Consider the following 23,141-nt stretch of genomic DNA (forward strand, 5'->3'; position numbering starts at 1 on the left):
TGTTACTGCAGAACAAATTTCTCGATCGCGTAGGCAACGCCGTCTTCGAGGTTAGATTTGGTCACGAAATTGGCCACGTCTTTCACGGACGGGATCGCATTGTCCATTGCCACACCCATGCCCGCATATTCAATCATCGCAATGTCGTTTTCCTGATCGCCCAGCGCCATGATCTCTTCCGGTTTGATGCCCAGCGTATCTGCCAGCGATTTCACACCGGTGCCTTTATTGACGCGTTTATCCAGGATTTCGAGGAAGTACGGCGCACTTTTCAGCACGGTGTATTTCTCTTTTACCTCAGCCGGAATGCGCGCAATCGCTTTATCCAGGATGTCAGGCTCATCAATCATCATCACTTTCAGGAACTGGGTGCTCGGATCCATTTTCTCAGCTTCGCAGAACACCAGTGGGATCGTCGCGACATAGGATTCATGTACGGTGTAATAGCTGATATCACGGTTAGCGGTATAGAGCGTATTGCGATCGAGCGCGTGGAAATGGGAACCGACCTCGCGGGACAGTTTTTCCAGGAACAGGTAATCGTCATAATTCAGCGCGGTTTGCGCCACCGTGCTGCCATCCGCCGCCTTCTGTACCAGCGCACCGTTATAGGTAATGCAGTAATCGCCCGGCTGATTCATGTGCAGCTCTTTCAGGTAGCTGTGCACGCCCGCATACGGACGACCGGTGGTCAGTACCACATTCACGCCTTTTGCGCGCGCAGCGGCAATCGCATTTTTAACGGCTGGAGAAATAGTGTGGTCTGGCAGCAACAGCGTGCCGTCCATGTCGATAGCAATAAGTTTGATAGCCATAGGGTCCCCGGGATAAATGAGTGCTGCCTCATGCTAACGCGATTAAGCCCACAAAAATAGAGCTACATTGCGCAACAAAAGCCCCCTTTTACGTCTGTCCCGGGGATAACGGCTTACTCGCGGGTGAGGACTATTTTGCCAAAAGCACCGCGGTCGAGGTGTACAAGCGCCTCTTCAAGCTGGTTAAAACGGTAGCGGTGTTCAATCACCGGTTTCAGCCCCGTGACATCGACTGCGCGGACAAAATCTTCCAGCGCACGGCGGTGCCCGACGCCAATCCCCTGAATCACCGGTGATTTCAGCAAGAGTTCGCTGGCAGGCAGCGAGATTTCACTCCCGGCCAACACGCCAATGACGGATATGCGCCCGTGAACGGCAACGGCCCGCAGGGAATGTCTCAGGTTCTCCCCGCCAACGGTTTCAATAATATGGTCGATACCGCGATCCTGCGTCAGCGCGTAAATCTCGTCAGCCCAGTTCCCTTTAAGCCGGTTGATGCCCCGATCGGCACCGAGCGTTTTAGCCAGCGCCAGTTTTTCATCACTGCCCGACGTCACAAAAACTTCTGCACCGTGTGCTTTGGCGATTTGCAGCGCGAAGATTGCGACACCGCCAGTGCCTTGCACCAGCACCGACTGTCCGGCACGTAACTGTCCGCGCTCCACCAGCGCAAACCATGCGGTAAGCCCCGCGCAGGGTAAGGTGCTGGCCTCTGCGTCATCCAGCGTTTCCGGGGCGGCCACCAGCCAGTTTTCACGCATGATCACGTATTCAGACAGCATCCCCTGGAAGTAACCGCCCAGCGTCTGGTAGGGCAAATTGCGGGCGTCGCCTTTCGGTTTACCGTCTACCCACTCCGGAGAGAAGGTGGAGATGACGCGAGCACCGGGTTTAAAGCGGGTAACGCCTTCACCCGTACTGTCCACCACGCCAGCCATGTCAGATGCCGGAGTAAACGGGAAGGTGAGCGCGATCGGCATGTTGCCTTCAATGACCATTTTATCGCGATAGTTGAGCGCAACAGCGTTCACCCGCACACGCACTTCACCCGGGCCCGGCTGGGGAACAGGCGCCTGAGTGAGTCTGAGGTTTTCACGCCCAAGGGCGTCCATTGACCAGCGTTGCATCATCTCTGTCATCTTTTTCTCCTGTTATCAAATGCACTTCAGTACTGACAGTCTAACGTTGACTCATGGTCGCCAGTGGCGATACATTTTCCCACTATTGATTCCTGAAGAGCGACAATCCATGACCGATACGCTGAAGGATATTCCCGTTTTTGTTGCCGCCGTAGAGGCAGGCAGTTTTGCTCAGGCCGCGGTGCGTTTGCATTTGTCGCGCTCGGCGGTAGGGAAAAGCATTGCTCGCCTTGAAGCGCGGCTGGGAGTACGCCTGTTTCAGCGCACAACGCGTAGCCAAAGCCTGACCGATAACGGTGCCCTTTTTTATGAACGTTGCCTGCGAGCACTCCAGGAAATCCGTGGCGCGGAGTCGCTGCTGGAAACAGGGAAACATCAGGTGAGTGGCCGTCTGCGTGTTGCCATGCCGGTGCTGTTTGGTCGCCAGTGCATCGCCCCGCTGCTGATAGCCTTGACGCAGGAACATCCTGCCCTTGAGCTGGAAATGTCATTCAGCGATCGCGTAGTGGATATCGTCGAGGAAGGGTTTGATATGGCGGTGCGAAACGGCGCACTGCCGGACAGCACCATGCTGGTCGCCAGACGCCTGGGGGAACACCGAATGGTGCTGTGCGCCGCGCCGGAGTACCTGAGGAATAACGGCCAGCCTGAAACCGTTGCCGATTTACGCCAGCATAAGGCCATTAACTACCTGCGTGCCGGCAGGGTGTTACCGTGGGAACTGGCGGACCACGAAGGAACATCGCACACCCTAATTCCCCGATCATCCCTCAATATGGACGATCTGCAGGCTATCTGCGACGCAGCGCTGGCCGGGCATGGTATTGCATGGTTACCCTGCTGGATGGTGCGCAAAGAGCTGCAGAATGGAAGGCTCATCCCACTCTTAAAACAGGCGCCGGATGTGCGTTTCGACGTTCACGCGGTCTGGCAGCAGACGCCGCATCTGCCCCTGCGAGTCAGGATTGCGGTCGACATGCTGGTCAGCCGGTTACCGTCAGTCCTGTCGCTGGAACTGGATGTTGATAATTCTGCGCCCACAAAAAAGCCGCGCTAAACGCGCGGCCTCTGACTTGCGGTGTAACCACCCTTAGATATCGATATTCGCCGCTTTCAGGGCGTTCTCTTCGATAAAGGCACGACGTGGTTCAACCGCATCGCCCATCAGGGTTGTGAACAGCTGATCAGCTGCAATCGCGTCTTTAACGGTCACGCGCAGCATACGACGGCTTTCCGGATCCATGGTGGTTTCCCACAGCTGATCCGGGTTCATTTCACCCAGACCTTTATAACGCTGAATAGACAGACCACGACGGGACTCTTTCACCAGCCATTCCAGCGCCTGCTCGAAGCTTGCTACCGGCTGACGACGTTCACCACGTTCGATAAACGCATCATCTTCGATAAGACCACGGAGCTTCTCACCCAGCGTACAGATACGGCGATATTCCGGACCGGTCACAAACTCGTGCTCCAGGGGGTAATCGGTATCAACGCCGTGAGTACGCACGCGCACAATCGGTTCGAACTGCTGCTGAGCATTCTGCTGGACATCAAACTTCCACTGGCTGCCGTGCTGCTCTTTCTCGTTCAGCTCGGTTACCAGGGTGTTCACCCAGCGGGTAACAACCTGTTCATCGCTCAGATCGGCTTCCGTCAGGGTTGGCTGATAAATCAGCGCCTTCAGCAGCGATTTAGGATAACGACGCTCCATACGACCAATCATTTTCTGTGCCGCGTTAAACTCGGACACCAGACGCTCCAGCGGCTCACCGGCCAGTGCAGGGGCGTGAGAGTTCGCATGCAGGGTCGCACCATCAAGCGCGATCGCGATTTGGTACTGATCCATCGCTTCGTCGTCTTTGATGTACTGTTCCTGTTTGCCTTTCTTCACTTTGTACAGCGGTGGCTGTGCAATGTAGACGTGGCCACGTTCAACAATTTCTGGCATCTGACGATAGAAGAAGGTCAACAGCAGCGTACGGATGTGCGAGCCGTCGACGTCCGCATCGGTCATGATGATGATGCTGTGGTAGCGCAGTTTGTCCGGGTTGTACTCGTCACGGCCGATGCCGCAACCGAGCGCGGTGATCAGCGTTGCCACTTCCTGAGAAGAGAGCATCTTGTCGAAACGGGCCTTCTCCACGTTGAGGATTTTACCCTTCAGCGGCAGGATAGCCTGATTCTTACGGTTACGGCCCTGCTTCGCAGAACCGCCCGCGGAGTCCCCTTCCACGAGGTACAGTTCGGACAGCGCCGGGTCGCGTTCCTGGCAGTCAGCCAGTTTGCCTGGCAGGCCAGCTAAATCCAGCGCGCCTTTACGACGGGTCATTTCACGGGCTTTACGCGCCGCTTCACGGGCACGTGCCGCATCGATAATTTTGCCAACCACGATTTTCGCGTCTGACGGGTTTTCCAGCAGGTATTCGCTCAGCAGTTCGTTCATCTGCTGTTCAACCGCCGATTTCACCTCAGAAGAGACCAGCTTGTCTTTAGTCTGAGAGGAGAACTTCGGATCCGGTACCTTCACGGAGACAACCGCAATCAGGCCTTCACGGGCATCATCACCGGTGGCGCTGACTTTCGCTTTTTTGCTGTAGCCTTCTTTGTCCATGTAGGCATTCAGGGTACGGGTCATCGCCGCACGGAAGCCCGCAAGGTGAGTACCGCCGTCACGCTGTGGAATGTTGTTGGTGAAGCAGTAGATGTTTTCCTGGAAACCATCGTTCCACTGCAGCGCCACTTCCACGCCAATACCGTCTTTTTCGGTAGAGAAGTAGAAGATATTCGGGTGAATGGGCGTTTTGTTCTTGTTCAGATACTCAACGAACGCCCGGATACCGCCTTCGTAGTGGAAGTGGTCTTCTCTGTTGTCGCGTTTGTCACGCAGACGAATCGAGACACCGGAGTTCAGGAACGACAGTTCACGCAGGCGTTTCGCCAGAATCTCATATTCGAACTCGGTAACGTTGGTGAACGTTTCAAGACTCGGCCAGAAACGCACCATGGTACCGGTTTTGTCGGTGTCACCCGTAACAGCCAGCGGTGCCTGCGGCACGCCGTGCGTATACAGCTGACGGTGAATTTTGCCTTCGCGCTGGATAACCAGCTCCAGTTTCTGCGACAGGGCGTTAACCACGGACACACCTACACCGTGCAGACCGCCGGAAACTTTATAGGAGTTATCATCGAACTTACCGCCTGCGTGCAGAACGGTCATGATAACTTCCGCAGCCGATACGCCCTCTTCCGGGTGAATACCGGTTGGGATGCCACGACCGTCATCGGTGACGGAGACGGAGTTGTCCGCATGGATCGTGACCACGATGTCTTTACAGTGACCCGCGAGCGCTTCGTCGATAGCGTTATCTACCACCTCGAATACCATGTGGTGCAGACCGGTGCCGTCATCCGTGTCGCCGATATACATACCCGGGCGCTTACGCACCGCATCCAGCCCTTTCAGGACTTTGATACTGGAGGAGTCATAAGAATTCGACATCAACGTTTCTCGCTCATTTCAACTTGGGTTAATCCGTTATTTTACCCTTTTCCACGGTAAACATCTTCGAATTTTCGTCCGACATGTCTATAACGTGTTCAGCGCTAATCGCACTGACGAAAACCTGTGACTGCGTGGCTTTTAAGCGGCTGGCAAGCAGCCCGCGCCGCGCGTCGTCAAGTTCCGAGGCAAAATCATCTATCAGGTACAGGCAGCGTCGCCCGCTCTCGCGGGTCAAAAACTCTCCCTGCGCCAGGCGCAGCGCGCACATCAAAAGCTTGAGCTGCCCACGCGACAGCGTGTCTTCCACCGGCGCACCGTCGGCACGAATGCGGAAATCCGCCTTGTGCGGGCCATGTGCGGTGTAGGTCAGCATGCGGTCGCGCTCGAAATTTCTCTCTAACACTTCGGCATAATCTGTCTCTTTCTCCCAGCCGCGCTGGAAGGAGAAGGTGAGAGAGAATTCAGGTAAAAACTGTTTGCAGGTGTCGGCCATATCGTCGGCGATACCCGCGCTGTATTCGGCACGCCAGCAGCTGATTTGTTCCGCAAGGGGAATTAATTCCTTGTCCCACGGGCGCAGCTGGGCGTAGCGTGTCACCTGGCGCAGTGCAGCGTTACGCTGCTTAAGCAGGCGCTTCAGGTTGCTCCAGGCGTTAAAGAAACCGGCTTCGTTGTGAAAGCATCCCCAGTCAAGGAAGGCTCTTCTGTATTTGGGGCCGCCATTGAGTAAAGTAAACCCCTCCGGCGTAATCAGCTGCATTGGCATCAGCAGCGCGAGCTCAGCCACTTTGTGGCCGTCAGTACCGTCGATACGAACCTTGCTGTCGCCCTGCTTGTCTTTGGTCAGACCGATGGCCGTTTCACGCTCCTCGCCCTGCAAACGCCCGTGCAGAACAAAGGCTTCCTGTTCGTGGCGAATGACGCGGCCAATTTGCAGACTGCGAAACGCCCGTCCATGGCCGAGCGTGTAGATGGCCTCAAGCACGCTGGTTTTGCCGCTGCCGTTCGCGCCAACCAGGAAATTAAAGCCAGGGGATAAAGCGAGATCCGCGTTTTCGATATTGCGGAAATTTTTAATTAAAAGGCGCGTCAGTGACATATCTGGATTTCTTCGGGCCAGGGCGTAATCGGCTCAGCTCGTTTCAACGCGGACTGCACGCAGACCCTGGCGCGTACACGAAGTGCGAGACAGGGGCGAGCACAGCCCGGGTTGAAAAAGGCAAGTAAGATAGCCCGATAGCGTTCACTACAGCCTCATCGGCATGACAACATAAGCCGCACTTTGGCTGGCCGCATCTTCAATCTGTACACTCGAAACGGAGTCGGTCAGCAGAATGCGAACGTTCTCGCATTTAAGCGCGTTCAACACATCCAGCACATAGCTGACGTTAAAGCCGATTTCCATCTCAGTCCCGGCATAGGTGACGTCCAGAATCTCTTCTGCCTCTTCCTGCTCCGGGTTGTTGGCGGTGATTTTGATCTGATTTTCGCTCACATACAGACGCACCCCGCGGAATTTCTCGTTAGAGAGAATCGCGGCGCGGGCAAAGGCCTGCTTGAGGCTGTCGCAACCGGCTTCCAGCGTTTTGTCCGGGTTCTTCGGCAATACGCGGCGATAATCCGGGAAACGACCGTCAACCAGCTTCGATGTGAAGACAAAATCACCCACGTGAGCACGGATGTTATTGCTGCCGATCTGCACGCGCAGTGGCGTATCACCACCGTCGAGCATACGCATCAGCTCAATCACCCCTTTACGCGGTACGATCACCGAATGGTTTGGCAGCGAGTCGCCAATGGGCATAGAACAGACTGCCAGTCGGTGACCGTCGGTAGCCACGGTACGCAGCTCTTCACCTTCGGTTTCGAACAGCATGCCGTTTAAGTAGTAACGAACGTCCTGATGCGCCATTGAGAACTGCGTGGCTTCAATCAGACGCTTCATCGTTGCCTGCGGCAGGGTGAATTCAACTTCACTCTGCCAGTCGTCCAGGTTCGGGAAGTCCGCGGCTGGCAGCGTGGAGAGCGAGAAACGGCTGCGGCCAGAGCGCACCAGCATACGGTCGCCTTCCAGCTGCACGGCAATTTCAGCGCCTTCCGGCAGCCCGCGGCAGATATCAAAGAATTTACGTGCCGGAACAGTGGTCGCGCCCGCTTCATGCGGCTGAGACAGCGTAACGCGCGCGATCATTTCCATTTCCAGATCTGTGCCGGTCAGCGACAGCGTACCGTCCGCGACCTGAAGCAGCAGGTTTCCGAGAATTGGCAGCGTTGGGCGGCCACCTAATGGGCCACTCACCTGTTGCAGCGGTTTTAATAAATGTTCACGTTCAACGGTAAATTTCATAGCGTCACGATGATAATGTTCTGATTAAATTGGAAAAATCTTCTTTTATGTCGTGGCTTTCTTCGCGTAACTGCTCAATCTTACGACAAGCGTGCAGCACGGTCGTATGGTCACGGCCACCAAACGCATCGCCGATCTCCGGCAGACTGTGGTTGGTTAACTCCTTTGCCAGCGCCATCGCCATCTGACGCGGACGCGCCACCGAGCGGGAACGACGTTTAGACAGCAAATCTGCCACTTTGATTTTGTAGTACTCGGCCACCGTCTTTTGAATATTGTCGATAGTGACCAATTTTTCCTGCAGTGCCAGCAAATCGCGCAGCGCTTCACGCACAAAATCGATGGTGATCGCACGGCCAGTGAAGTTGGCATTGGCAATCACGCGGTTCAGTGCCCCTTCAAGCTCACGGACGTTGGAGCGCAGACGCTTGGCAATAAAGAACGCCACTTCACCCGGCAGGCGAATGTCGTTTTCATCGGCTTTCTTCATCAGGATCGCGACGCGGGTTTCCAGTTCCGGTGGCTCGATCGCCACGGTCAGGCCCCAGCCAAAACGGGATTTCAGACGATCTTCAACGCCGTTGATCTCTTTTGGATAACGATCCGACGTCAAAATGATCTGCTGATTACCTTCCAGCAGCGCATTAAAGGTGTGGAAAAACTCTTCCTGGGATCGTTCTTTGTTGGCAAAGAACTGGATGTCATCGATAAGCAGTGCGTCAACAGAACGGTAATAGCGTTTAAACTCTTCGATCGCATTGTTTTGCAGGGCTTTTACCATGTCCTGAACGAAGCGCTCGGAGTGCATATACACCACTTTCGCATTTGGCTTACGCGCCATAATGCCGTTGCCTACCGCATGCAGAAGGTGCGTTTTACCCAAACCCGTGCCGCCATAAAGGAACAGCGGGTTGTAAGCACCACCGGGGTTATCTGCAACCTGGCGTGCCGCCGCGCGCGCCAGCTGGTTCGATTTACCTTCAACGAAGTTATCGAACGTGTGTTTAACATTGACGTTAGAACGGTAGGTTTGCTCTGCCGGAGCAGGCACGTTGTCCCAGCCCGAACGGGTCGCCGGAAGGGCGCGCGGTGCCGGAGCGGGGGCTGCCTGAGCAGGTATTGCCACATTTACCGTTTCACGCACGGTCTGCGTGACCGGTTTTGTTCCCACTTCAAAGCGTAGCTGTGGCGCATCGGATCCGCAGAAATCATTCAGCAGTCCATTGATGTTATTAAGGTATTTATCCCTTACCCAATCGAGCACAAAACGGTTTGGCGCATACAAAGCCAGCGTGTTATCGCTCAGTTCCGCCTGCAAGGGGCGGATCCACATACTGAATTCTGTGGCTGGTAACTCATCCTGCAATCGGGCAAGACACTGCTGCCAAAGCGAAAGTGACACGGCGGACTCCACTCGAACAATAAAAGAAAACTATTGAATATTCATGATTGTTGGCGCACATCGACATGACCCTGTGCAAAAGGGTGATGTGCGAACCGCTATCTGCGGTTATACCCGGCCAGGATCGCTGGATCCCGATCGGGACCGCGGATCATAGCCTAAACTGAGCCAGAGATCTTCTGTTTCTCACAGATTCTTCCCGATTTATCCACAGGAAGATCGGAAACCGGGTAAGTGTAAACGATCCTGGGGCGAGTACCCTACGATTTAGCCCGCATATTGGAAAAATTAATGAGCACAGACAATTTCTTGCTTAAATGATCTAACGAAGATCCGGGACGATCCTTGCGCTTTGTTTGGGAGGCCGTATAATCCTCGACCCGGCGCGTGGTGCTCATCTTCCTGCGTCGTCCGTTGCTCATTTTCCACGCGAAAACGTGCGGAAATACGCGGGAAATAAGGAAAGAGAATTGACTCCGGAGTGTACAATTATTACAATCCGGCCTCTTTAATCACCCACGCTGAGGCGTTAGTCGTTCGAAACTCGTTCGGGTATACGCAAAAGTCAGTGAATTTATTCAAGTTTAGGTAGAAATCGCCATGAAACGCACTTTTCAACCGTCTGTACTGAAGCGCAACCGTTCTCACGGCTTCCGTGCTCGTATGGCTACTAAAAATGGTCGTCAGGTTCTGGCACGTCGTCGTGCTAAAGGCCGCGCTCGTCTGACCGTTTCCAAGTAATAAAGCTAACCCCTGAGTGGTTAAGCTAGCATTTCCCAGGGAGTTACGTTTGTTAACTCCCACTCATTTCACTTTCGTCTTCCAGCAGCCACAACGGGCTGGCACGCCGCAAATCACCATCCTCGGCCGCCTGAATTCGCTGGGGCATCCCCGCATCGGTCTTACTGTCGCCAAGAAAAACGTTAAGCGTGCGCATGAACGCAATCGGATTAAACGTCTGACGCGTGAAAGCTTCCGTTTACGTCAGCACGAACTGCCTTCAATGGATTTCGTGGTGGTGGCTAAAAAAGGGGTTGCCGACCTCGATAACCGTGCTCTCTCGGAAGCGTTGGAAAAATTATGGCGCCGCCATTGTCGCCTGGCTCGCGGGTCCTGATAGCCCTCATTCGGGTCTATCAACGCCTGATTAGTCCGCTACTCGGGCCGCACTGCCGTTTCACGCCAACATGCTCAAGCTACGGAATTGAGGCATTGCGCAGGTTTGGAGTGATAAAAGGCAGTTGGTTGACGGTGAAACGCGTATTAAAATGCCACCCTTTACACCCAGGTGGAGACGATCCCGTCCCGCCAGGACCCTTTGATACCAGAGAACACTAACGATGGATTCGCAACGCAATCTTCTTATCATCGCTTTGTTGTTCGTGTCTTTCATGATCTGGCAGGCATGGGAGCAGGATAAAAATCCTCAACCCCAGCAGCAGACCACGCAGACTACGACCACCGCAGCGGGTAGCGCCGCCGACCAGGGCGTACCGGCCAGTGGCCAGGGGAAACAGATTACGGTTAAGACCGATGTGCTTGAGCTGACTATCAACACCCGTGGTGGTGATGTTGAGCAGGCGCTGCTGTTGACCTACCCAAAAGAGCTGAAGTCTAACGAACCGTTCCAGTTACTGGAAACCACGCCTGAGTTTATCTACCAGGCCCAGAGCGGCCTGACCGGTCGTGATGGCCCGGATAACCCGGCTAACGGTGCGCGTCCACTGTACAACGTCGAGAAAGAGACCTTCGTACTGGCTGATGGTCAGAACGAAATCGCTATCCCGATGACCTACACCGACGCCGCGGGCAACACCTTCACCAAAACCTTCACCCTGAAACGCGGTGAATATGCGGTGAACGTGGGCTACAGCGTTCAGAACACCGGTGCGAAACCGCTGGAACTGTCGACCTTTGGTCAGCTGAAGCAGTCCATCAATCTGCCGTCTCACCGTGACACCGGAAGCAGCAACTTTGCGCTGCATACCTTCCGTGGCGCGGCGTACTCCACGCCTGATGCGAAGTACGAGAAATACAAATTCGACACCATTGCCGATAACGAAAACCTGAACGTCAGCGCTAAAGGCGGTTGGGTGGCAATGCTGCAGCAGTATTTCGCCACTGCGTGGGTGCCAACGAACGACGGTACTAACAACTTCTATACCGCGAACCTGGGTAACGGTCTTGCAGCCATTGGCTACAAATCTCAGCCGGTTCTGGTACAGCCGGGTCAAACCGGTAAGCTGGCAAGCACCCTGTGGGTCGGTCCGGAAATCCAGGACAAAATGGCTGCCGTTGCGCCGCACCTGGATCTGACCGTGGACTACGGCTGGTTGTGGTTCATCTCTCAGCCGCTGTTTAAGCTGCTGAAGTTCATCCACAGCTTCCTGGGTAACTGGGGCTTCTCCATCATCGTTATCACCTTCATCGTACGTGGCATCATGTACCCGCTGACTAAAGCGCAGTACACCTCCATGGCGAAGATGCGTATGCTGCAGCCGAAGATTCAGGCAATGCGTGAGCGTCTGGGCGATGACAAACAGCGTCAGAGCCAGGAGATGATGGCCCTGTATAAAGCAGAGAAAGTGAACCCACTGGGTGGTTGCTTCCCGCTGCTGATTCAGATGCCAATCTTCCTTGCGCTGTACTACATGCTGATGGGTTCCGTTGAGCTGCGCCACGCGCCGTTCGCCCTGTGGATCCATGACCTGTCTGCACAGGACCCGTACTACATCCTGCCGATCCTGATGGGCGTAACGATGTTCTTCATCCAGAAGATGTCGCCGACCACCGTGACCGACCCGATGCAGCAGAAGATCATGACCTTTATGCCGGTCATCTTCACCGTGTTCTTCCTGTGGTTCCCGTCAGGTCTGGTGCTGTACTATATCGTCAGCAACCTGGTGACCATTATCCAGCAGCAGCTGATTTACCGTGGTCTGGAAAAACGTGGCCTGCATAGCCGCGAAAAGAAAAAGTCCTGATTCGGTAAGTTAACGCTAAAATAAGGGCGGTCGATTGACCGCCTTTTTTATTTGTATTGAACGAGACCAACCATGAGCCATAACGACACTATCGTCGCCCAGGCAACCCCACCGGGACGCGGTGGTGTAGGCATTCTGCGTATCTCCGGCCTGAAGGCCCGCGAGGTCGCCGAAGCGGTGCTGGGTAAACTGCCAAAGCCGCGCTACGCTGATTATCTGCCGTTTAAAGACACTGACGGCACGCCGCTGGACCAGGGCATTGCGCTGTGGTTCCCGGGCCCGAACTCCTTTACCGGAGAAGACGTACTGGAGCTGCAGGGCCACGGTGGCCCGGTCATCCTCGACCTGCTGTTAAAACGCATTCTGACGCTGCCGGGCCTGCGCATTGCAAAGCCAGGTGAGTTCTCCGAGCGTGCCTTCCTGAACGACAAGCTCGACCTCGCACAGGCAGAAGCAATTGCTGACCTGATCGACGCCAGCTCCGAACAGGCAGCTCGCTCCGCACTGAACTCGCTTCAGGGCGCATTCTCGGCGCGCGTGAATCATCTTGTGGAAGCACTTACTCACCTGCGCATCTATGTCGAAGCGGCTATCGATTTCCCGGATGAGGAGATCGACTTCCTCTCTGACGGTAAAATTGAAGCTCAGCTCAATAGCGTGATGGCCGATCTCGACGCGGTGCGTGCCGAAGCACGTCAGGGTAGCCTGCTGCGCGAGGGGATGAAGGTCGTGATTGCGGGCCGCCCTAACGCCGGTAAATCGAGCCTGCTCAACGCCCTGGCGGGCCGTGAAGCGGCGATCGTCACCGACATCGCCGGTACCACCCGCGACGTGCTGCGTGAGCATATTCATATCGACGGTATGCCGCTGCACATCATCGACACGGCAGGTCTTCGCGACGCCAGTGACGAAGTAGAGCGCATCGGTATCGAACGTGCCTGGCAAGAGATTGAGCAGGCTGACCGTGTGCTGTTTATGGTGGACGGTACCACGACCGATGCCGTTGATCCGGCGAACATCTGGCCAGACTTTATTGCCCGCCTGCCGGCAAAACTGCCGATCACCGTGGTGCGTAACAAAGCGGATGTAACCGGCGAAACGCTGGGTATCAGTGAAGTGAATGGCCACTCACTTATTCGCCTGTCGGCCCGTACCGGTGAAGGCGTTGACGACCTGCGCAACCATCTCAAACAGAGCATGGGCTTTGATACCAGTATGGAAGGCGGCTTCCTTGCGCGCCGTCGTCACCTTCAGGCGCTGGAAGACGCGGCACGCCACCTCGATCAGGGGAAAGCACAGCTGCTTGGCGCATGGGCGGGTGAACTGCTGGCGGAAGAGCTGCGTCTGGCGCAGCAAAATCTGAGTGAGATAACCGGCGAATTTACCTCGGACGATCTGCTGGGACGGATTTTCTCGAGCTTCTGTATCGGCAAGTAATTACCGCTGATGATGGGTGATTTCCTCCCGGGAAATCACCTTTGTCCAAATGGCAACTCGCCTAATCCCTTTTATCCCCCTATTCTGCTTGCCTGCATCTATGGGGGGTTTATGGCTCGTTTTCTGTTTTGTAGTTTTGCGCTGGTTCTGCTCTATCCATCGGGTATTGATATGTATCTGGTGGGGCTGCCGCACATTGCCCGCGATCTGGGTGCCAGCGAGGCGCAGCTGCATATTGCGTTTTCGGCCTATCTCGCCGGGATGGCATCATCGATGGTATTTGCCGGGAAAATCGCGGACAAAGCGGGTCGTCAGCCCGTGGCCATTACCTGTGCCATCATCTTCGCGCTGGCGTCAATGCTCTGCTCCCTGGCCCAGGACAGTACCCTGTTCCTGACAGGACGCTTTATCCAGGGGGTAGGTGCCGGTGGCTGTTATGTGGTGGCCTTCGCCATCCTGCGCGATACCTTAAGCGCCCAGCGCCGTGCCAAAGTGCTTTCCATGCTCAACGGTATTACCTGCATCATTCCGGTGATGGCGCCGGTGGTGGGCTATCTGATCATGCTGAAATTCCCGTGGCAGAGCCTGTTCTGGACGATGGCGGCCATGGGTGCGCTGGTCTTTATCCTCTCGATCACGGTGCTGAAAGAGACCCATCCAGGCTCGCAAAACGCAGGCCATACGGCAACCCTTCATCCGGCCGAGACGCTGCTAAACCGCTTTTTCCTGAGTCGCCTGGCCATTACCACACTGAGCGTGGCGGTGATCCTGACGTATGTAAACGTTTCCCCGGTATTGCTGATGGAGACCATGGGGTTTGATCGCGGTGAGTATTCCACCGTGATGGCACTCACCGCGATGGTCAGTATGGCCGTCTCGTTCTCGACGCCGTTCGCACTGAATATCTTCCGTCAGCGCACGCTCATGCTAACTTCGCAGGTGCTGTTCCTCGCTGCGGGGGGGATTCTGGCGACCACCAGCACACATGCGCTGATGCTGGTAGGGATTACGCTGATTTGCGCCGGCTTCTCCGTCGGCTTTGGCGTGGCGATGAGTCAGGCACTTGGCCCGTTCTCGCTGCGCGCGGGTGTGGCAAGCTCGGTACTGGGTATTGCGCAGGTCTGCGGTTCGTCGCTGTGGATATGGCTGGCGGCGGTCATCGGCCTTAATGCGCTCAATATGCTGATCGGGATTCTGATTGGTTGTAGCATGCTCTGCATTACCTTACTTATGGTCATCCAGCCCGCGGCCCATTATGAAGAAGCCAATCAGCAGTCTCGATCTTAACCTGTTGTTGTGCCTGCAGCTTTTGCTGCAGGAGCGCAGCGTAACCAAAGCCGCGAAACGGATGAACGTGACCCCGTCCGCGGTAAGTAAATCGCTGGCGAAACTGCGCGACTGGTTTGACGATCCGCTGTTTGTGAAAACACCGTTAGGCCTGCTGCCGACACCGCTGACGATGAGTCTGGAGCAGGATCTGGCCGACTGGATGCAGATTGGCAATCAGATCCTCGATAAATTCCATCATGACTCCCCGGGCGGGCTGACGTTCGTGCTGGCCGCGGAAACGCCTCTGATGTTGATCCGTTTTAATGCCCTGCTCGAGCAGGTCAATCAGCGCTATCCACAGGCCACGGTAAAGATGCGCCACTGGGATTACGACTCGGTGGATGCCATTACGCGCGGAGAAGTCGATCTTGGCTTCACGGGCCGTGAAACGCATCCGCGCTCCCGCGAGCTGTTGAAGCTGATGCCGTGGTTTATCGACTACGAAATTCTGTTCAGCGACCGCCCTTGCGTCTATTTGCGCGAAGATCATCCGGCTCTTCAGGAAGAGTGGAACCTGGAGACTTTCCTGCGCTATCCGCATATCAGCATCTTCTGGGAGCGCAGCGACACCTGGGCGCTTGATGAGGTGCTCAGAGAGATGGGACGTGAGCGTAATATCGCCATGAGCCTGCCCGGTTTCGAACAGTCGATGTTTATGGCGGCGCAGCCCGGCCATAACTACATCGCCACGGCGCCACACTACTGCCATCACTATAATCAACTCCACCAGCGTAAGCTGATCGCCCTGCCCATTCCCATTGATGAAGCCCAGGCTGAAAAACTGACCGTTCCTTTCACGCTGATCTGGCATAAACGAAACAGCCATAATCCGAAAATCCTCTGGCTCCGTGAGACAATCAAAGCGCTATATGCCGCTCCAGCGCTTATTTTTGCCTAAGAAAATGTAAAGTTGGGTCCTCAGGCTTCTCTTACTCCCATTTACTGATTAAAACAGAAGGCAAGTTAAGCGATAATCATGTAACCGTTTAACCGAATACGACCATTATCAAGGAGCGAAAAATGGCAACGCACTTTGCAAGAGGGATACTGACAGAGGGACATCTCGTATCGGCCAGAATTTCATCCGCGTGTCACCAGGAAGCACGTAAACTGCCGGAGCATCGCCGGACGCGGTTTTTGGCATCCCGCGCGCTTCTCGCTGAGCTGATGTTCATGCTGTACGGCACCAGTGAACTGCCGGATATCCTCACCCAACCTGAAGGCCGCCCGGTCTTTGCCGACCCGGAGCTGCCGCGTTTCTCCATTGCCTACACGGGCAATATCATTGGCGTCGCGCTCACTACTGAAGGGGATTGCGGCCTGGACATGGAGCTTCAGCACGCAACCCGTGGCTTCCACGGCGCGAACCCGCACGATGACTACCCGCTTTCCAGCAATGAAAAGCTGTGGGTGCGTAACCAGAACGATCCCATCGAGGCCAGAGCTCAGCTCATTACCTTACGCCAGAGCATTCGAAAGCTCTGTGGCTGTGCATCAGACGACGCCAGCCTGCTGCAATTGCTTCCAGGCTCCGGACGCCTGCGTTCCGCTAAAGCCACGCTGGTAGAGGCGCTCAGCGATGCCGAAGACGTACTGATTTGGTCCATCGCGGTGACCCCCGCCATCGAACGATTGAAAATCTGGGAATTTGACAGTCAACACGGATGGAGTAGCCTTCCGGATGTGCCCGAGCGAGCCAACGAACCCGCCGCGCGCCTGATGAGATTAACCAGTTTACCGGCAGAAAAAGCATATACCCTTAGCTGATCCATTCAGGGTCATCATGATGAAACAGGAGTAATCATGTCTGATACGTTGAAAGTTGTTACGTTACTGGGAAGCCTGCGCAAAGGTTCATTTAACGGGATGGTTGCCCGCACGCTGCCTCAGCTGGCACCGGCAGGTATGGACATTAGCGCCCTGCCATCGATTGGCGACATTCCGCTTTACGACGCGGACGTGCAGCAGGAAGAAGGGTTTCCACAGAGCGTAGAAGCGCTTGCAGAGCAGATCCGCCAGGCAGACGGCGTGGTCATTGTTACGCCTGAATATAACTACTCCGTTCCGGGTGGCTTGAAGAACGCCATTGACTGGTTATCCCGTCTCCCGGAGCAGCCGCTGTCGGGTAAACCGGTGCTGATCCAGACCAGCTCTATGGGCGCGATTGGCGGGGCACGCTGCCAGTACCATCTGCGTCAGATCCTGGTCTTCCTGGATGCGATGGTAATGAACAAACCGGAATTTATGGGGGGCGTGATTCAGAACAAGGTCGACCCGCAGACGGGTGAAGTGGTGGATCAAAGTACGCGTGACCATCTTTCTGGCCAACTGACCGCGTTTGGTGATTATATTAAGCGAGTGAAAGCTTAAACGTAGCCTGACCCCCTCACTCTGGCCCTCTTCCACCGGGAGAGGGCGCAAACACAAAAGCCCTTTTCGACGAAAAGGGCTTTCTGTTTATTTGGCATCAATAAAAACAATCTTCAGCACAAACAGCAGCGCCACAATGATGACGCACGGGCTGAGGTCGCGGAAGCGACCGGTACCAATCTTCATGACGCAGTAGGAGATAAAGCCCAGCGCGATACCTTCGGTAATCGAGAAGCTGAACGGCATCATCACCGCGGTAATAAACGCAGGCACCGCTTCGGTTAAATCATCCCACTTCACGCGCGACAGGCTGGAGGTCATTAACACCCCCACGTAGATCAGCGCGCCGGCTGCTGCATACGGAGGCACCATGCCCGCCAGCGGCGACAGGAAGATCACCAGCAGGAACAGGATACCCACCACAACCGCCGTCAGACCGGTACGGCCACCCACAGAGACACCTGAAGAGGATTCAATGTAAGCGGTAACAGACGATGTACCGATAAACGCGCCGGTGACAGAGGAGACACTGTCAACAAACAGCGCCTGCTTCATGCGCGGGAATTTCCCATTCTCATCCGCCAGGCCGGCTTTGTCGGTCACGCCAATCAGCGTACCGGAGGAGTCAAACAGGTTAACCAGCATGAAGGAGAAAATCACGCCCGCCAGACCCAGGTTCAGGGAGCCTACCAGATCGACGTGCCCAATGACGGTGGACACGCTCGGTGGCGCGGAGACAATCCCTTTGTACTGCACATCGCCCAGCATCCAGCCCAGCAGCGTGGTGACCACGATGGAAACCAGCACGGCCGCATGAATATTGCGCGAGGCCAGGATAGCGATGATAAAGAAGCCCAGCACGCCCAGCAGCACGTTGTGCGAGGTCAGGTGACCGATGCTCACCAGCGTGTCCGGGTTAGCCACGATAACGCCTGCATTTTTCAGACCCATCATGCCGATAAACAGACCAATACCGCTGGTAATGCCCACGCGCAGGCTCACCGGAATATTGGCTATCATCCAGTAACGTACGCGGAAAATGGTCAGCAACAGCAGGCCAACCGCGCCCCAGAAGATAGCGCCCATGCCAACCTGCCATGGCAGACCCATCGCCTGGACGACCACGAACGCGAAGAAAGCGTTCAGGCCCATTGCCGGGGCCAGCGCCACGGGCAGGTTAGCGAACACGCCCATCAGGATACTGCCCAGCGCAGCGATCAGACAGGTGGTCACGAAGACGGCGCTGGTGTCCATGCCAGCAACGCCCAGAATTTGTGGGTTAACAAAAACGATATAGACCATCGTCAGGAAGGTGGTGAAACCGGCGATCACTTCGGTGCGTGCCGTTGTGCCGTGCTCACGCAGTTTAAACACGCGCTCAAGCAGACCCTGACCAGATGTCTGGGTAGTGTGTTGTTGACTCATCATCAATTTCCGAACAAGGAGGGAAAATTCGTCGCTATCCTATACCAAAATGCGACAATAGTGGCGGTTACAAGATACTTTTTTCATTGATTTTGCTTATACGGCAACGATTGCGTCTCATTAAACTGCCGTACGTAAACGTTAAACTTGTAAAAAGGGAAAGGCATGTCCGGAATTGAAGCGGTATTTTTCGACTGCGACGGTACGCTGGTCGACAGTGAGGTCATTTGTTCCCGCGCGTATGTGACCATGTTCAGGGAATTTGGCATTACGCTGGATCTCGAAGAGGTGTTTAAACGCTTTAAAGGTGTGAAGCTCTACGAGATCATCGACATCATTAACGAAGAGCACGGTGTGGATCTGGCGAAAGCAGATCTGGAGCCGGTCTACCGCGCCGAGGTCGCACGCCTCTTCGACTCCGAACTGGAGGTCATTGCCGGGGCGAATGCGCTTCTGGATGCGATGACGGTGCCCATCTGCGTGGTCTCGAACGGTCCGGTCAGCAAAATGCAGCACTCGCTGGGTAAGCTTGAAATGTTGCACCACTTCCCGGAAAAACTGTTCAGCGGCTACGATATCCAGCGCTGGAAGCCAGACCCGGCGTTGATGTTCCATGCAGCAAAAGCGATGAACGTTAACGTGGCGAACTGCATTCTGGTGGATGACTCTTCTGCGGGAGCGCAGTCGGGGATTGATGCGGGTATGGAGGTGTTTTACTTCTGCGCCGATCCGCACAACAAACCGATCGATCATCCAAAAGTGACGACCTTCACCGATCTGGCGCAGCTGCCAGAATTGTGGAAGGCTCGCGGGTGGAATATTACTCGCTAAAAAAAGCCGGATAGCGCTGACGCTTATCCGGCCTATAAGGCTCGCAGGCCCGGTAAGCTCAGCAGCACCGGGCATGTTAGCGCATCACTCTTTCGGATCTTTACCCGCCAGCAGCTTGTCCAGCTCATCGCCGCCAACGTGACGGAAATCCTGTCCTTTCACGAAGTAGAAGATGTATTCGCAAATGTTCTGGCAACGGTCACCGATACGCTCGATTGAGCGCGCGCAGAAGAGCGCGGTCAGGACGCTTGGGATCGTACGGGAGTCTTCCATCATGTAGGTCATCAGCTGACGCACGATGCCTTCATACTCCTGGTCGACCTTTTTGTCTTCACGGTAGATACGTACCGCTTCGTCCAGATCCATACGCGCAAAGGCATCCAGTACGTCATGCAGCATCTGCACGGTATGACGACCCAGCGACTCGAGGCTCACCAGCAGTGGCTGGTGCTGCTGAGAGAATTTCTCCAGCGCGGTGCGGCAGATTTTATCTGCAACGTCACCAATACGCTCCAGCTCGGCGATGGTTTTGATGATCGCCATAACCAGACGCAGGTCGCTCGCCGTTGGCTGACGCTTGGCGATAATACGCACGCAGGCTTCATCAATGGCGACTTCCATCATATTGACGTTTTTATCACCTTCGATAACGCGCTTTGCCAGCTCGCTGTCCTGGTTGTGCATCGCGGTAATGGCATCGGAAAGCTGCTGCTCAACCATGCCACCCATGGTCATCACCTGAGTGCGAATACTTTCCAGCTCTGCGTTGAACTGGCCTGAAATGTGTTTGTTAAGATTGAGATTGTCCATAGCGCGCTCCTGAATCAACCGTAACGACCGGTGATATAGTCTTCTGTTTGCTTTTTAGCGGGCTTGGTGAACAGATCGTCCGTATTACTGAACTCAATCAACTCGCCCAGGTACATAAACGCCGTGTAATCGGAACAACGCGCAGCCTGCTGCATGTTGTGGGTCACGATAACCACGGTGTAATCCTGCTTCAGCTCGGTGATCAACTCTTCAATACGGCCGGTTGAGATCGGGTCCAGAGCTGAACACGGCTCATCCAGCAACAATACTTCCGGGCGAATGGCGATACCACGCGCAATGCACAGACGCTGCTGCTGACCACCGGAGAGAGAGTAACCGCTCTGGTGCAACTTATCTTTGGTTTCGTTCCATAATGCGGCCTTGGTCAAAGCCCACTGAACGCGCTCATCCATATCCGTACGGGAGAGCTTTTCAAACAGACGTACGCCAAAGGCGATGTTGTCATAGATGGACATCGGGAACGGCGTCGGTTTCTGGAACACCATCCCGACTTTCGCACGCAGCAGGGCGATATCCTGGCTGTTGGTCAGAATGTTATCGCCGTCCAGGATGATTTCACCTTCGGCACGCTGCTCCGGATAGAGCGAATACATTTTGTTAAAGGTACGCAGCAGCGTGGATTTACCACAGCCAGACGGACCGATAAATGCCGTGACCTGGTTCCTGGCGATATCCAGGTTGATGTTCTTCAGGGCATGGAATTTGCCGTAGTAGAAGTTCAAATCACGAACCTGAATCTTACCCGGGGCAGTATCAACCATACTCATTGACTCATTTCCTCATTCGGCGCCGCGATCTGCCGCGCCGTAAAAATTTAACCGTGTTTCTGCTTCGCGAAAATGACGCGCGCCAGAATGTTCAGCAACAGTACGCAAAGGGTAATGATCAGCACCCCGGCCCAGGCCAGCTGCTGCCATTCCGCGAATGGGCTCATCGCAAATTTAAAAATCGTCACCGGCAGGTTGGCGATCGGCTGCATCATGTCTGTACTCCAGAACTGGTTGGAGAGGGCAGTAAACAGCAGCGGCGCCGTTTCGCCTGCAATACGGGCAATGGCCAGCAGGATACCGGTCATGATCCCGGAGACGGAGGCTTTCAGCGTAATCGCAGAGATCATTTTCCACTTCGGCGTGCCCAGCGCGTAAGCCGCTTCACGCAGGCTATCCGGCACCAGTTTCAGCATGTTCTCGGTGGTACGAATGACGATAGGTACCTGCAGCAGCGCCAGCGCAATCACACCTGCCCAGCCGGAGAAGTGTTCCATTTGCGCCACCACAATGGTGTAAACAAACAGACCGACCACGATAGACGGCGCAGACAGCAGGATGTCGTTAATGAAACGAATCACCTCTGCCAGCCAGGATTTACGCCCGTACTCCGCCAGATAAATCCCCGCCATAATGCCAAGCGGCGTACCAACTACCGTCGCCCAGAGGATCAGCAAACCGCTTCCCGCCAGGGCATTCGCCAGGCCGCCACCCGCCGTATTTGGCGGCGGCGTCATCTCGGTGAACAGTGACAGCGACATCCCGTCGATGCCGCGCACAACGGTCGAGAACAGGATCCAGACCAGCCAGAACAGACCGAACGCCATCGTTGCCATTGAGAGCGTCAACGCAACGCGGTTTTTGAAACGACGCTTCGCCTGCATTTTGCGACGGGATTCCGCCAGCGCAGTGGTGCTTTGCATTTCGAGAGTTGCCATTAGCGTGCCCCCTCATTTTTTGCGAGACGCAGGATCATCAGCTTGGAGATCGCCAGCACAATGAAGGTAATCACAAACAGGATCAGGCCCAGTTCCATCAGCGCCGCGACGTGCAGCCCGGATTCCGCTTCGGCAAATTCATTCGCCAGTGCGGAAGTAATACTGTTACCCGGCATGTAGAGGGAGGCGCTGTCGAGCTGGTAGGTGTTACCGATAATAAAGGTCACCGCCATGGTTTCACCCAAAGCACGGCCTAAACCCAGCATGACGCCGCCAATCACCCCATTTTTGGTGAACGGAAGGACGATGCGCCAGATAACTTCCCAGGTGGTGCAGCCGATGCCGTAGGCCGACTCTTTCATCATCACCGGGGTTTGTTCGAAGACATCGCGCATTACCGCCGCAATGTACGGAATAATCATAATGGCGAGGATCACCCCCGCAGCCAGAATACCGATACCGAAAGCCGGGCCAGAGAACAGGGTGCCGACAAACGGAATGGCGGAGAGAACATTACCCACCGGTTCCTGGAAGTACGTTGCGAACAGGGGAGCAAAGATAAACAGGCCCCACATGCCGTACACGATACTTGGAATAGCGGCCAGCAGTTCAATGGCGATACCCAGTGGACGACGCAACCAGCCCGGCGCCAGTTCCGTCAGGAACAGGGCAATACCAAAGCTCACCGGCACCGCAATCAGCAGGGCGATAAACGACGTCACCAGCGTGCCGTAAATCGGCACCAGCGCACCGTAGATATCGTTCGGCGCATCCCACTCTTTGGTCCACAGGAAGGAGAAACCGAATTTCTGGATGCTCGGCCAGGAGGAGAAAATCAGGGACACGATAATGCCGCCCAGCAGCAATAGCACAATCAGCGCAGCCAGTTTGACCAGCGCGCTGAAAATCATGTCACCTTTTTTACCCGGAGGGTTAAATGCAGGCTTTGTTGCAGCCATAAATCACTCTTCTGTTAAACGCGTTTACGAAATCGGCGGGTAGCGCGAGCGCCACCCGCCAT

At 55.2% G+C, this 23,141-nt stretch carries 22 protein-coding genes; 11 read left to right on the top strand and 11 right to left on the bottom strand.

The annotated features are described in order from the left end of the window. Window positions 1-2: 2 nt before the first annotated feature. Together yidA and ACMVME_RS17950 are read right to left on the bottom strand one after the other, a co-directional pair. Window positions 3-815 carry a sugar-phosphatase gene (gene yidA, locus ACMVME_RS17945; protein ID WP_025202646.1) on the bottom strand — a complete coding sequence of 271 codons (813 nt, stop codon included), beginning with the start codon at window positions 813-815 and terminating at the stop codon, window positions 3-5. 113 nt (window positions 816-928) lie between these two features. Then, window positions 929-1,954, bottom strand: coding sequence for a zinc-dependent alcohol dehydrogenase family protein (locus ACMVME_RS17950; RefSeq protein ID WP_014167960.1), 1,026 nt, complete (start codon window positions 1,952-1,954; stop codon window positions 929-931). A 109-nt stretch (window positions 1,955-2,063) separates the two neighbouring features. Between ACMVME_RS17950 and ACMVME_RS17955 the strand changes: the two genes are divergently transcribed. Further along, window positions 2,064-3,011 (top strand): LysR family transcriptional regulator, encoded by a 948-nt coding sequence (locus ACMVME_RS17955; RefSeq protein WP_068795366.1) that lies wholly within the window; start codon window positions 2,064-2,066, stop codon window positions 3,009-3,011. Between the two features lie 33 nt (window positions 3,012-3,044). Here ACMVME_RS17955 and gyrB read toward each other — a convergent pair whose 3' ends face one another. The 4 genes from gyrB to dnaA all read right to left on the bottom strand — a co-directional run bounded on the left by gyrB (window position 3,045) and on the right by dnaA (window position 9,208). Continuing rightward, complete coding sequence (gyrB, locus tag ACMVME_RS17960; RefSeq protein WP_020882753.1) at window positions 3,045-5,456, bottom strand: DNA topoisomerase (ATP-hydrolyzing) subunit B; 2,412 nt, start codon at window positions 5,454-5,456, stop codon at window positions 3,045-3,047. A 28-nt stretch (window positions 5,457-5,484) separates the two neighbouring features. After that, window positions 5,485-6,558 carry a DNA replication/repair protein RecF gene (recF, locus tag ACMVME_RS17965; protein ID WP_068795367.1) on the bottom strand — a complete coding sequence of 358 codons (1,074 nt, stop codon included), beginning with the start codon at window positions 6,556-6,558 and terminating at the stop codon, window positions 5,485-5,487. 147 nt (window positions 6,559-6,705) lie between these two features. Beyond that, the gene (gene dnaN / locus ACMVME_RS17970) at window positions 6,706-7,806 is read right to left on the bottom strand and encodes a DNA polymerase III subunit beta (RefSeq protein WP_014167956.1); all 1,101 of its coding nucleotides are present in this window, start codon (window positions 7,804-7,806) and stop codon (window positions 6,706-6,708) included. 4 nt (window positions 7,807-7,810) lie between these two features. Continuing rightward, a complete protein-coding gene (dnaA, locus tag ACMVME_RS17975; RefSeq protein WP_020882755.1) occupies window positions 7,811-9,208 on the bottom strand; it encodes a chromosomal replication initiator protein DnaA in 1,398 nt (465 codons plus the stop codon). 600 nt (window positions 9,209-9,808) lie between these two features. Here dnaA and rpmH point away from each other — a divergent pair. The 9 genes from rpmH (at window position 9,809) to ACMVME_RS18020 (ending at window position 17,328) form a co-directional block, all read left to right on the top strand. After that, window positions 9,809-9,949 carry a 50S ribosomal protein L34 gene (gene rpmH / locus ACMVME_RS17980; protein WP_000831330.1) on the top strand — a complete coding sequence of 47 codons (141 nt, stop codon included), beginning with the start codon at window positions 9,809-9,811 and terminating at the stop codon, window positions 9,947-9,949. A 16-nt stretch (window positions 9,950-9,965) separates the two neighbouring features. Beyond that, a complete protein-coding gene (rnpA, locus tag ACMVME_RS17985) occupies window positions 9,966-10,325 on the top strand; it encodes a ribonuclease P protein component (protein ID WP_014172301.1) in 360 nt (119 codons plus the stop codon). Then, the gene (yidD, locus tag ACMVME_RS17990; RefSeq protein ID WP_001307474.1) at window positions 10,289-10,546 is read left to right on the top strand and encodes a membrane protein insertion efficiency factor YidD; all 258 of its coding nucleotides are present in this window, start codon (window positions 10,289-10,291) and stop codon (window positions 10,544-10,546) included. Before rnpA ends, yidD begins: the two co-directional genes overlap by 37 nt. Window positions 10,547-10,548: 2 nt before the next feature. Beyond that, window positions 10,549-12,192 (top strand): membrane protein insertase YidC, encoded by a 1,644-nt coding sequence (yidC, locus tag ACMVME_RS17995; protein WP_014172300.1) that lies wholly within the window; start codon window positions 10,549-10,551, stop codon window positions 12,190-12,192. A 72-nt stretch (window positions 12,193-12,264) separates the two neighbouring features. Next, window positions 12,265-13,629: a tRNA uridine-5-carboxymethylaminomethyl(34) synthesis GTPase MnmE gene (gene mnmE, locus ACMVME_RS18000; RefSeq protein WP_032679283.1), complete on the top strand. Its 1,365-nt coding sequence runs from the start codon at window positions 12,265-12,267 to the stop codon at window positions 13,627-13,629. Between the two features lie 111 nt (window positions 13,630-13,740). Next, on the top strand, window positions 13,741-14,916 hold the full coding sequence (locus ACMVME_RS18005; protein WP_068795368.1) for an MFS transporter: 1,176 nt from the start codon (window positions 13,741-13,743) through the stop codon (window positions 14,914-14,916). Next, window positions 14,885-15,856 carry an HTH-type transcriptional regulator YidZ gene (gene yidZ / locus ACMVME_RS18010; RefSeq protein WP_040018322.1) on the top strand — a complete coding sequence of 324 codons (972 nt, stop codon included), beginning with the start codon at window positions 14,885-14,887 and terminating at the stop codon, window positions 15,854-15,856. The genes ACMVME_RS18005 and yidZ overlap by 32 nt, the downstream gene beginning before the upstream one ends. A gap of 122 nt (window positions 15,857-15,978) precedes the next feature. Next, window positions 15,979-16,725 carry a 4'-phosphopantetheinyl transferase family protein gene (locus ACMVME_RS18015; protein WP_014172296.1) on the top strand — a complete coding sequence of 249 codons (747 nt, stop codon included), beginning with the start codon at window positions 15,979-15,981 and terminating at the stop codon, window positions 16,723-16,725. A 36-nt stretch (window positions 16,726-16,761) separates the two neighbouring features. Beyond that, entirely contained in the window at window positions 16,762-17,328 is a 567-nt protein-coding gene (locus ACMVME_RS18020) for an NADPH-dependent FMN reductase (protein WP_020882759.1), read from the top strand. 87 nt (window positions 17,329-17,415) lie between these two features. Here ACMVME_RS18020 and ACMVME_RS18025 read toward each other — a convergent pair whose 3' ends face one another. After that, the gene (locus ACMVME_RS18025; protein WP_251858948.1) at window positions 17,416-18,753 is read right to left on the bottom strand and encodes an NCS2 family permease; all 1,338 of its coding nucleotides are present in this window, start codon (window positions 18,751-18,753) and stop codon (window positions 17,416-17,418) included. Window positions 18,754-18,918: 165 nt separating this feature from the next. Here ACMVME_RS18025 and yieH point away from each other — a divergent pair, with 165 nt between their 5' ends. After that, a complete protein-coding gene (gene yieH / locus ACMVME_RS18030; protein WP_014172293.1) occupies window positions 18,919-19,584 on the top strand; it encodes a 6-phosphogluconate phosphatase in 666 nt (221 codons plus the stop codon). A gap of 84 nt (window positions 19,585-19,668) precedes the next feature. On the opposite strand, the gene phoU is transcribed toward yieH, so the two are convergent. From phoU to pstC, 4 genes are read right to left on the bottom strand one after another with little or no spacing between them, the layout of a single operon-like run. Then, window positions 19,669-20,394 carry a phosphate signaling complex protein PhoU gene (phoU, locus tag ACMVME_RS18035; RefSeq protein WP_008500182.1) on the bottom strand — a complete coding sequence of 242 codons (726 nt, stop codon included), beginning with the start codon at window positions 20,392-20,394 and terminating at the stop codon, window positions 19,669-19,671. Window positions 20,395-20,408: 14 nt separating this feature from the next. After that, on the bottom strand, window positions 20,409-21,182 hold the full coding sequence (pstB, locus tag ACMVME_RS18040; protein WP_014172291.1) for a phosphate ABC transporter ATP-binding protein PstB: 774 nt from the start codon (window positions 21,180-21,182) through the stop codon (window positions 20,409-20,411). A 47-nt stretch (window positions 21,183-21,229) separates the two neighbouring features. Then, the gene (gene pstA, locus ACMVME_RS18045) at window positions 21,230-22,120 is read right to left on the bottom strand and encodes a phosphate ABC transporter permease PstA (protein ID WP_014172289.1); all 891 of its coding nucleotides are present in this window, start codon (window positions 22,118-22,120) and stop codon (window positions 21,230-21,232) included. Further along, window positions 22,120-23,079, bottom strand: coding sequence for a phosphate ABC transporter permease PstC (gene pstC / locus ACMVME_RS18050; protein ID WP_014172288.1), 960 nt, complete (start codon window positions 23,077-23,079; stop codon window positions 22,120-22,122). The genes pstA and pstC overlap by 1 nt, the downstream gene beginning before the upstream one ends. Window positions 23,080-23,141: the final 62 nt, after the last annotated feature.

Origin of the sequence: Enterobacter cloacae complex sp. 2024EL-00711 (genome assembly GCF_047529885.1) — a bacterium.
GTDB lineage: Bacteria > Pseudomonadota > Gammaproteobacteria > Enterobacterales > Enterobacteriaceae > Enterobacter > Enterobacter ludwigii.

Excerpts from the sequence above, each read along its gene's own strand:
- yidA (WP_025202646.1), bottom strand. The coding sequence starts at position 815 with ATGGCTATCAAACTTATTGCTATCGACATGGACGGCACGCTGTTGCTG.
- pstB (WP_014172291.1), bottom strand. The coding sequence starts at position 21,182 with ATGAGTATGGTTGATACTGCCCCGGGTAAGATTCAGGTTCGTGATTTG.
- ACMVME_RS17955 (WP_068795366.1), top strand. The coding sequence starts at position 2,064 with ATGACCGATACGCTGAAGGATATTCCCGTTTTTGTTGCCGCCGTAGAG.
- rpmH (WP_000831330.1), top strand. The coding sequence starts at position 9,809 with ATGAAACGCACTTTTCAACCGTCTGTACTGAAGCGCAACCGTTCTCAC.
- yieH (WP_014172293.1), top strand. The coding sequence starts at position 18,919 with ATGTCCGGAATTGAAGCGGTATTTTTCGACTGCGACGGTACGCTGGTC.
- ACMVME_RS18020 (WP_020882759.1), top strand. The coding sequence starts at position 16,762 with ATGTCTGATACGTTGAAAGTTGTTACGTTACTGGGAAGCCTGCGCAAA.
- dnaN (WP_014167956.1), bottom strand. The coding sequence starts at position 7,806 with ATGAAATTTACCGTTGAACGTGAACATTTATTAAAACCGCTGCAACAG.
- yidD (WP_001307474.1), top strand. The coding sequence starts at position 10,289 with ATGGCGCCGCCATTGTCGCCTGGCTCGCGGGTCCTGATAGCCCTCATT.
- ACMVME_RS18015 (WP_014172296.1), top strand. The coding sequence starts at position 15,979 with ATGGCAACGCACTTTGCAAGAGGGATACTGACAGAGGGACATCTCGTA.
- pstC (WP_014172288.1), bottom strand. The coding sequence starts at position 23,079 with ATGGCTGCAACAAAGCCTGCATTTAACCCTCCGGGTAAAAAAGGTGAC.
- ACMVME_RS18025 (WP_251858948.1), bottom strand. The coding sequence starts at position 18,753 with ATGAGTCAACAACACACTACCCAGACATCTGGTCAGGGTCTGCTTGAG.
- phoU (WP_008500182.1), bottom strand. The coding sequence starts at position 20,394 with ATGGACAATCTCAATCTTAACAAACACATTTCAGGCCAGTTCAACGCA.
- yidC (WP_014172300.1), top strand. The coding sequence starts at position 10,549 with ATGGATTCGCAACGCAATCTTCTTATCATCGCTTTGTTGTTCGTGTCT.
- ACMVME_RS18005 (WP_068795368.1), top strand. The coding sequence starts at position 13,741 with ATGGCTCGTTTTCTGTTTTGTAGTTTTGCGCTGGTTCTGCTCTATCCA.
- mnmE (WP_032679283.1), top strand. The coding sequence starts at position 12,265 with ATGAGCCATAACGACACTATCGTCGCCCAGGCAACCCCACCGGGACGC.
- recF (WP_068795367.1), bottom strand. The coding sequence starts at position 6,558 with ATGTCACTGACGCGCCTTTTAATTAAAAATTTCCGCAATATCGAAAAC.
- yidZ (WP_040018322.1), top strand. The coding sequence starts at position 14,885 with ATGAAGAAGCCAATCAGCAGTCTCGATCTTAACCTGTTGTTGTGCCTG.
- pstA (WP_014172289.1), bottom strand. The coding sequence starts at position 22,120 with ATGGCAACTCTCGAAATGCAAAGCACCACTGCGCTGGCGGAATCCCGT.
- ACMVME_RS17950 (WP_014167960.1), bottom strand. The coding sequence starts at position 1,954 with ATGACAGAGATGATGCAACGCTGGTCAATGGACGCCCTTGGGCGTGAA.
- gyrB (WP_020882753.1), bottom strand. The coding sequence starts at position 5,456 with ATGTCGAATTCTTATGACTCCTCCAGTATCAAAGTCCTGAAAGGGCTG.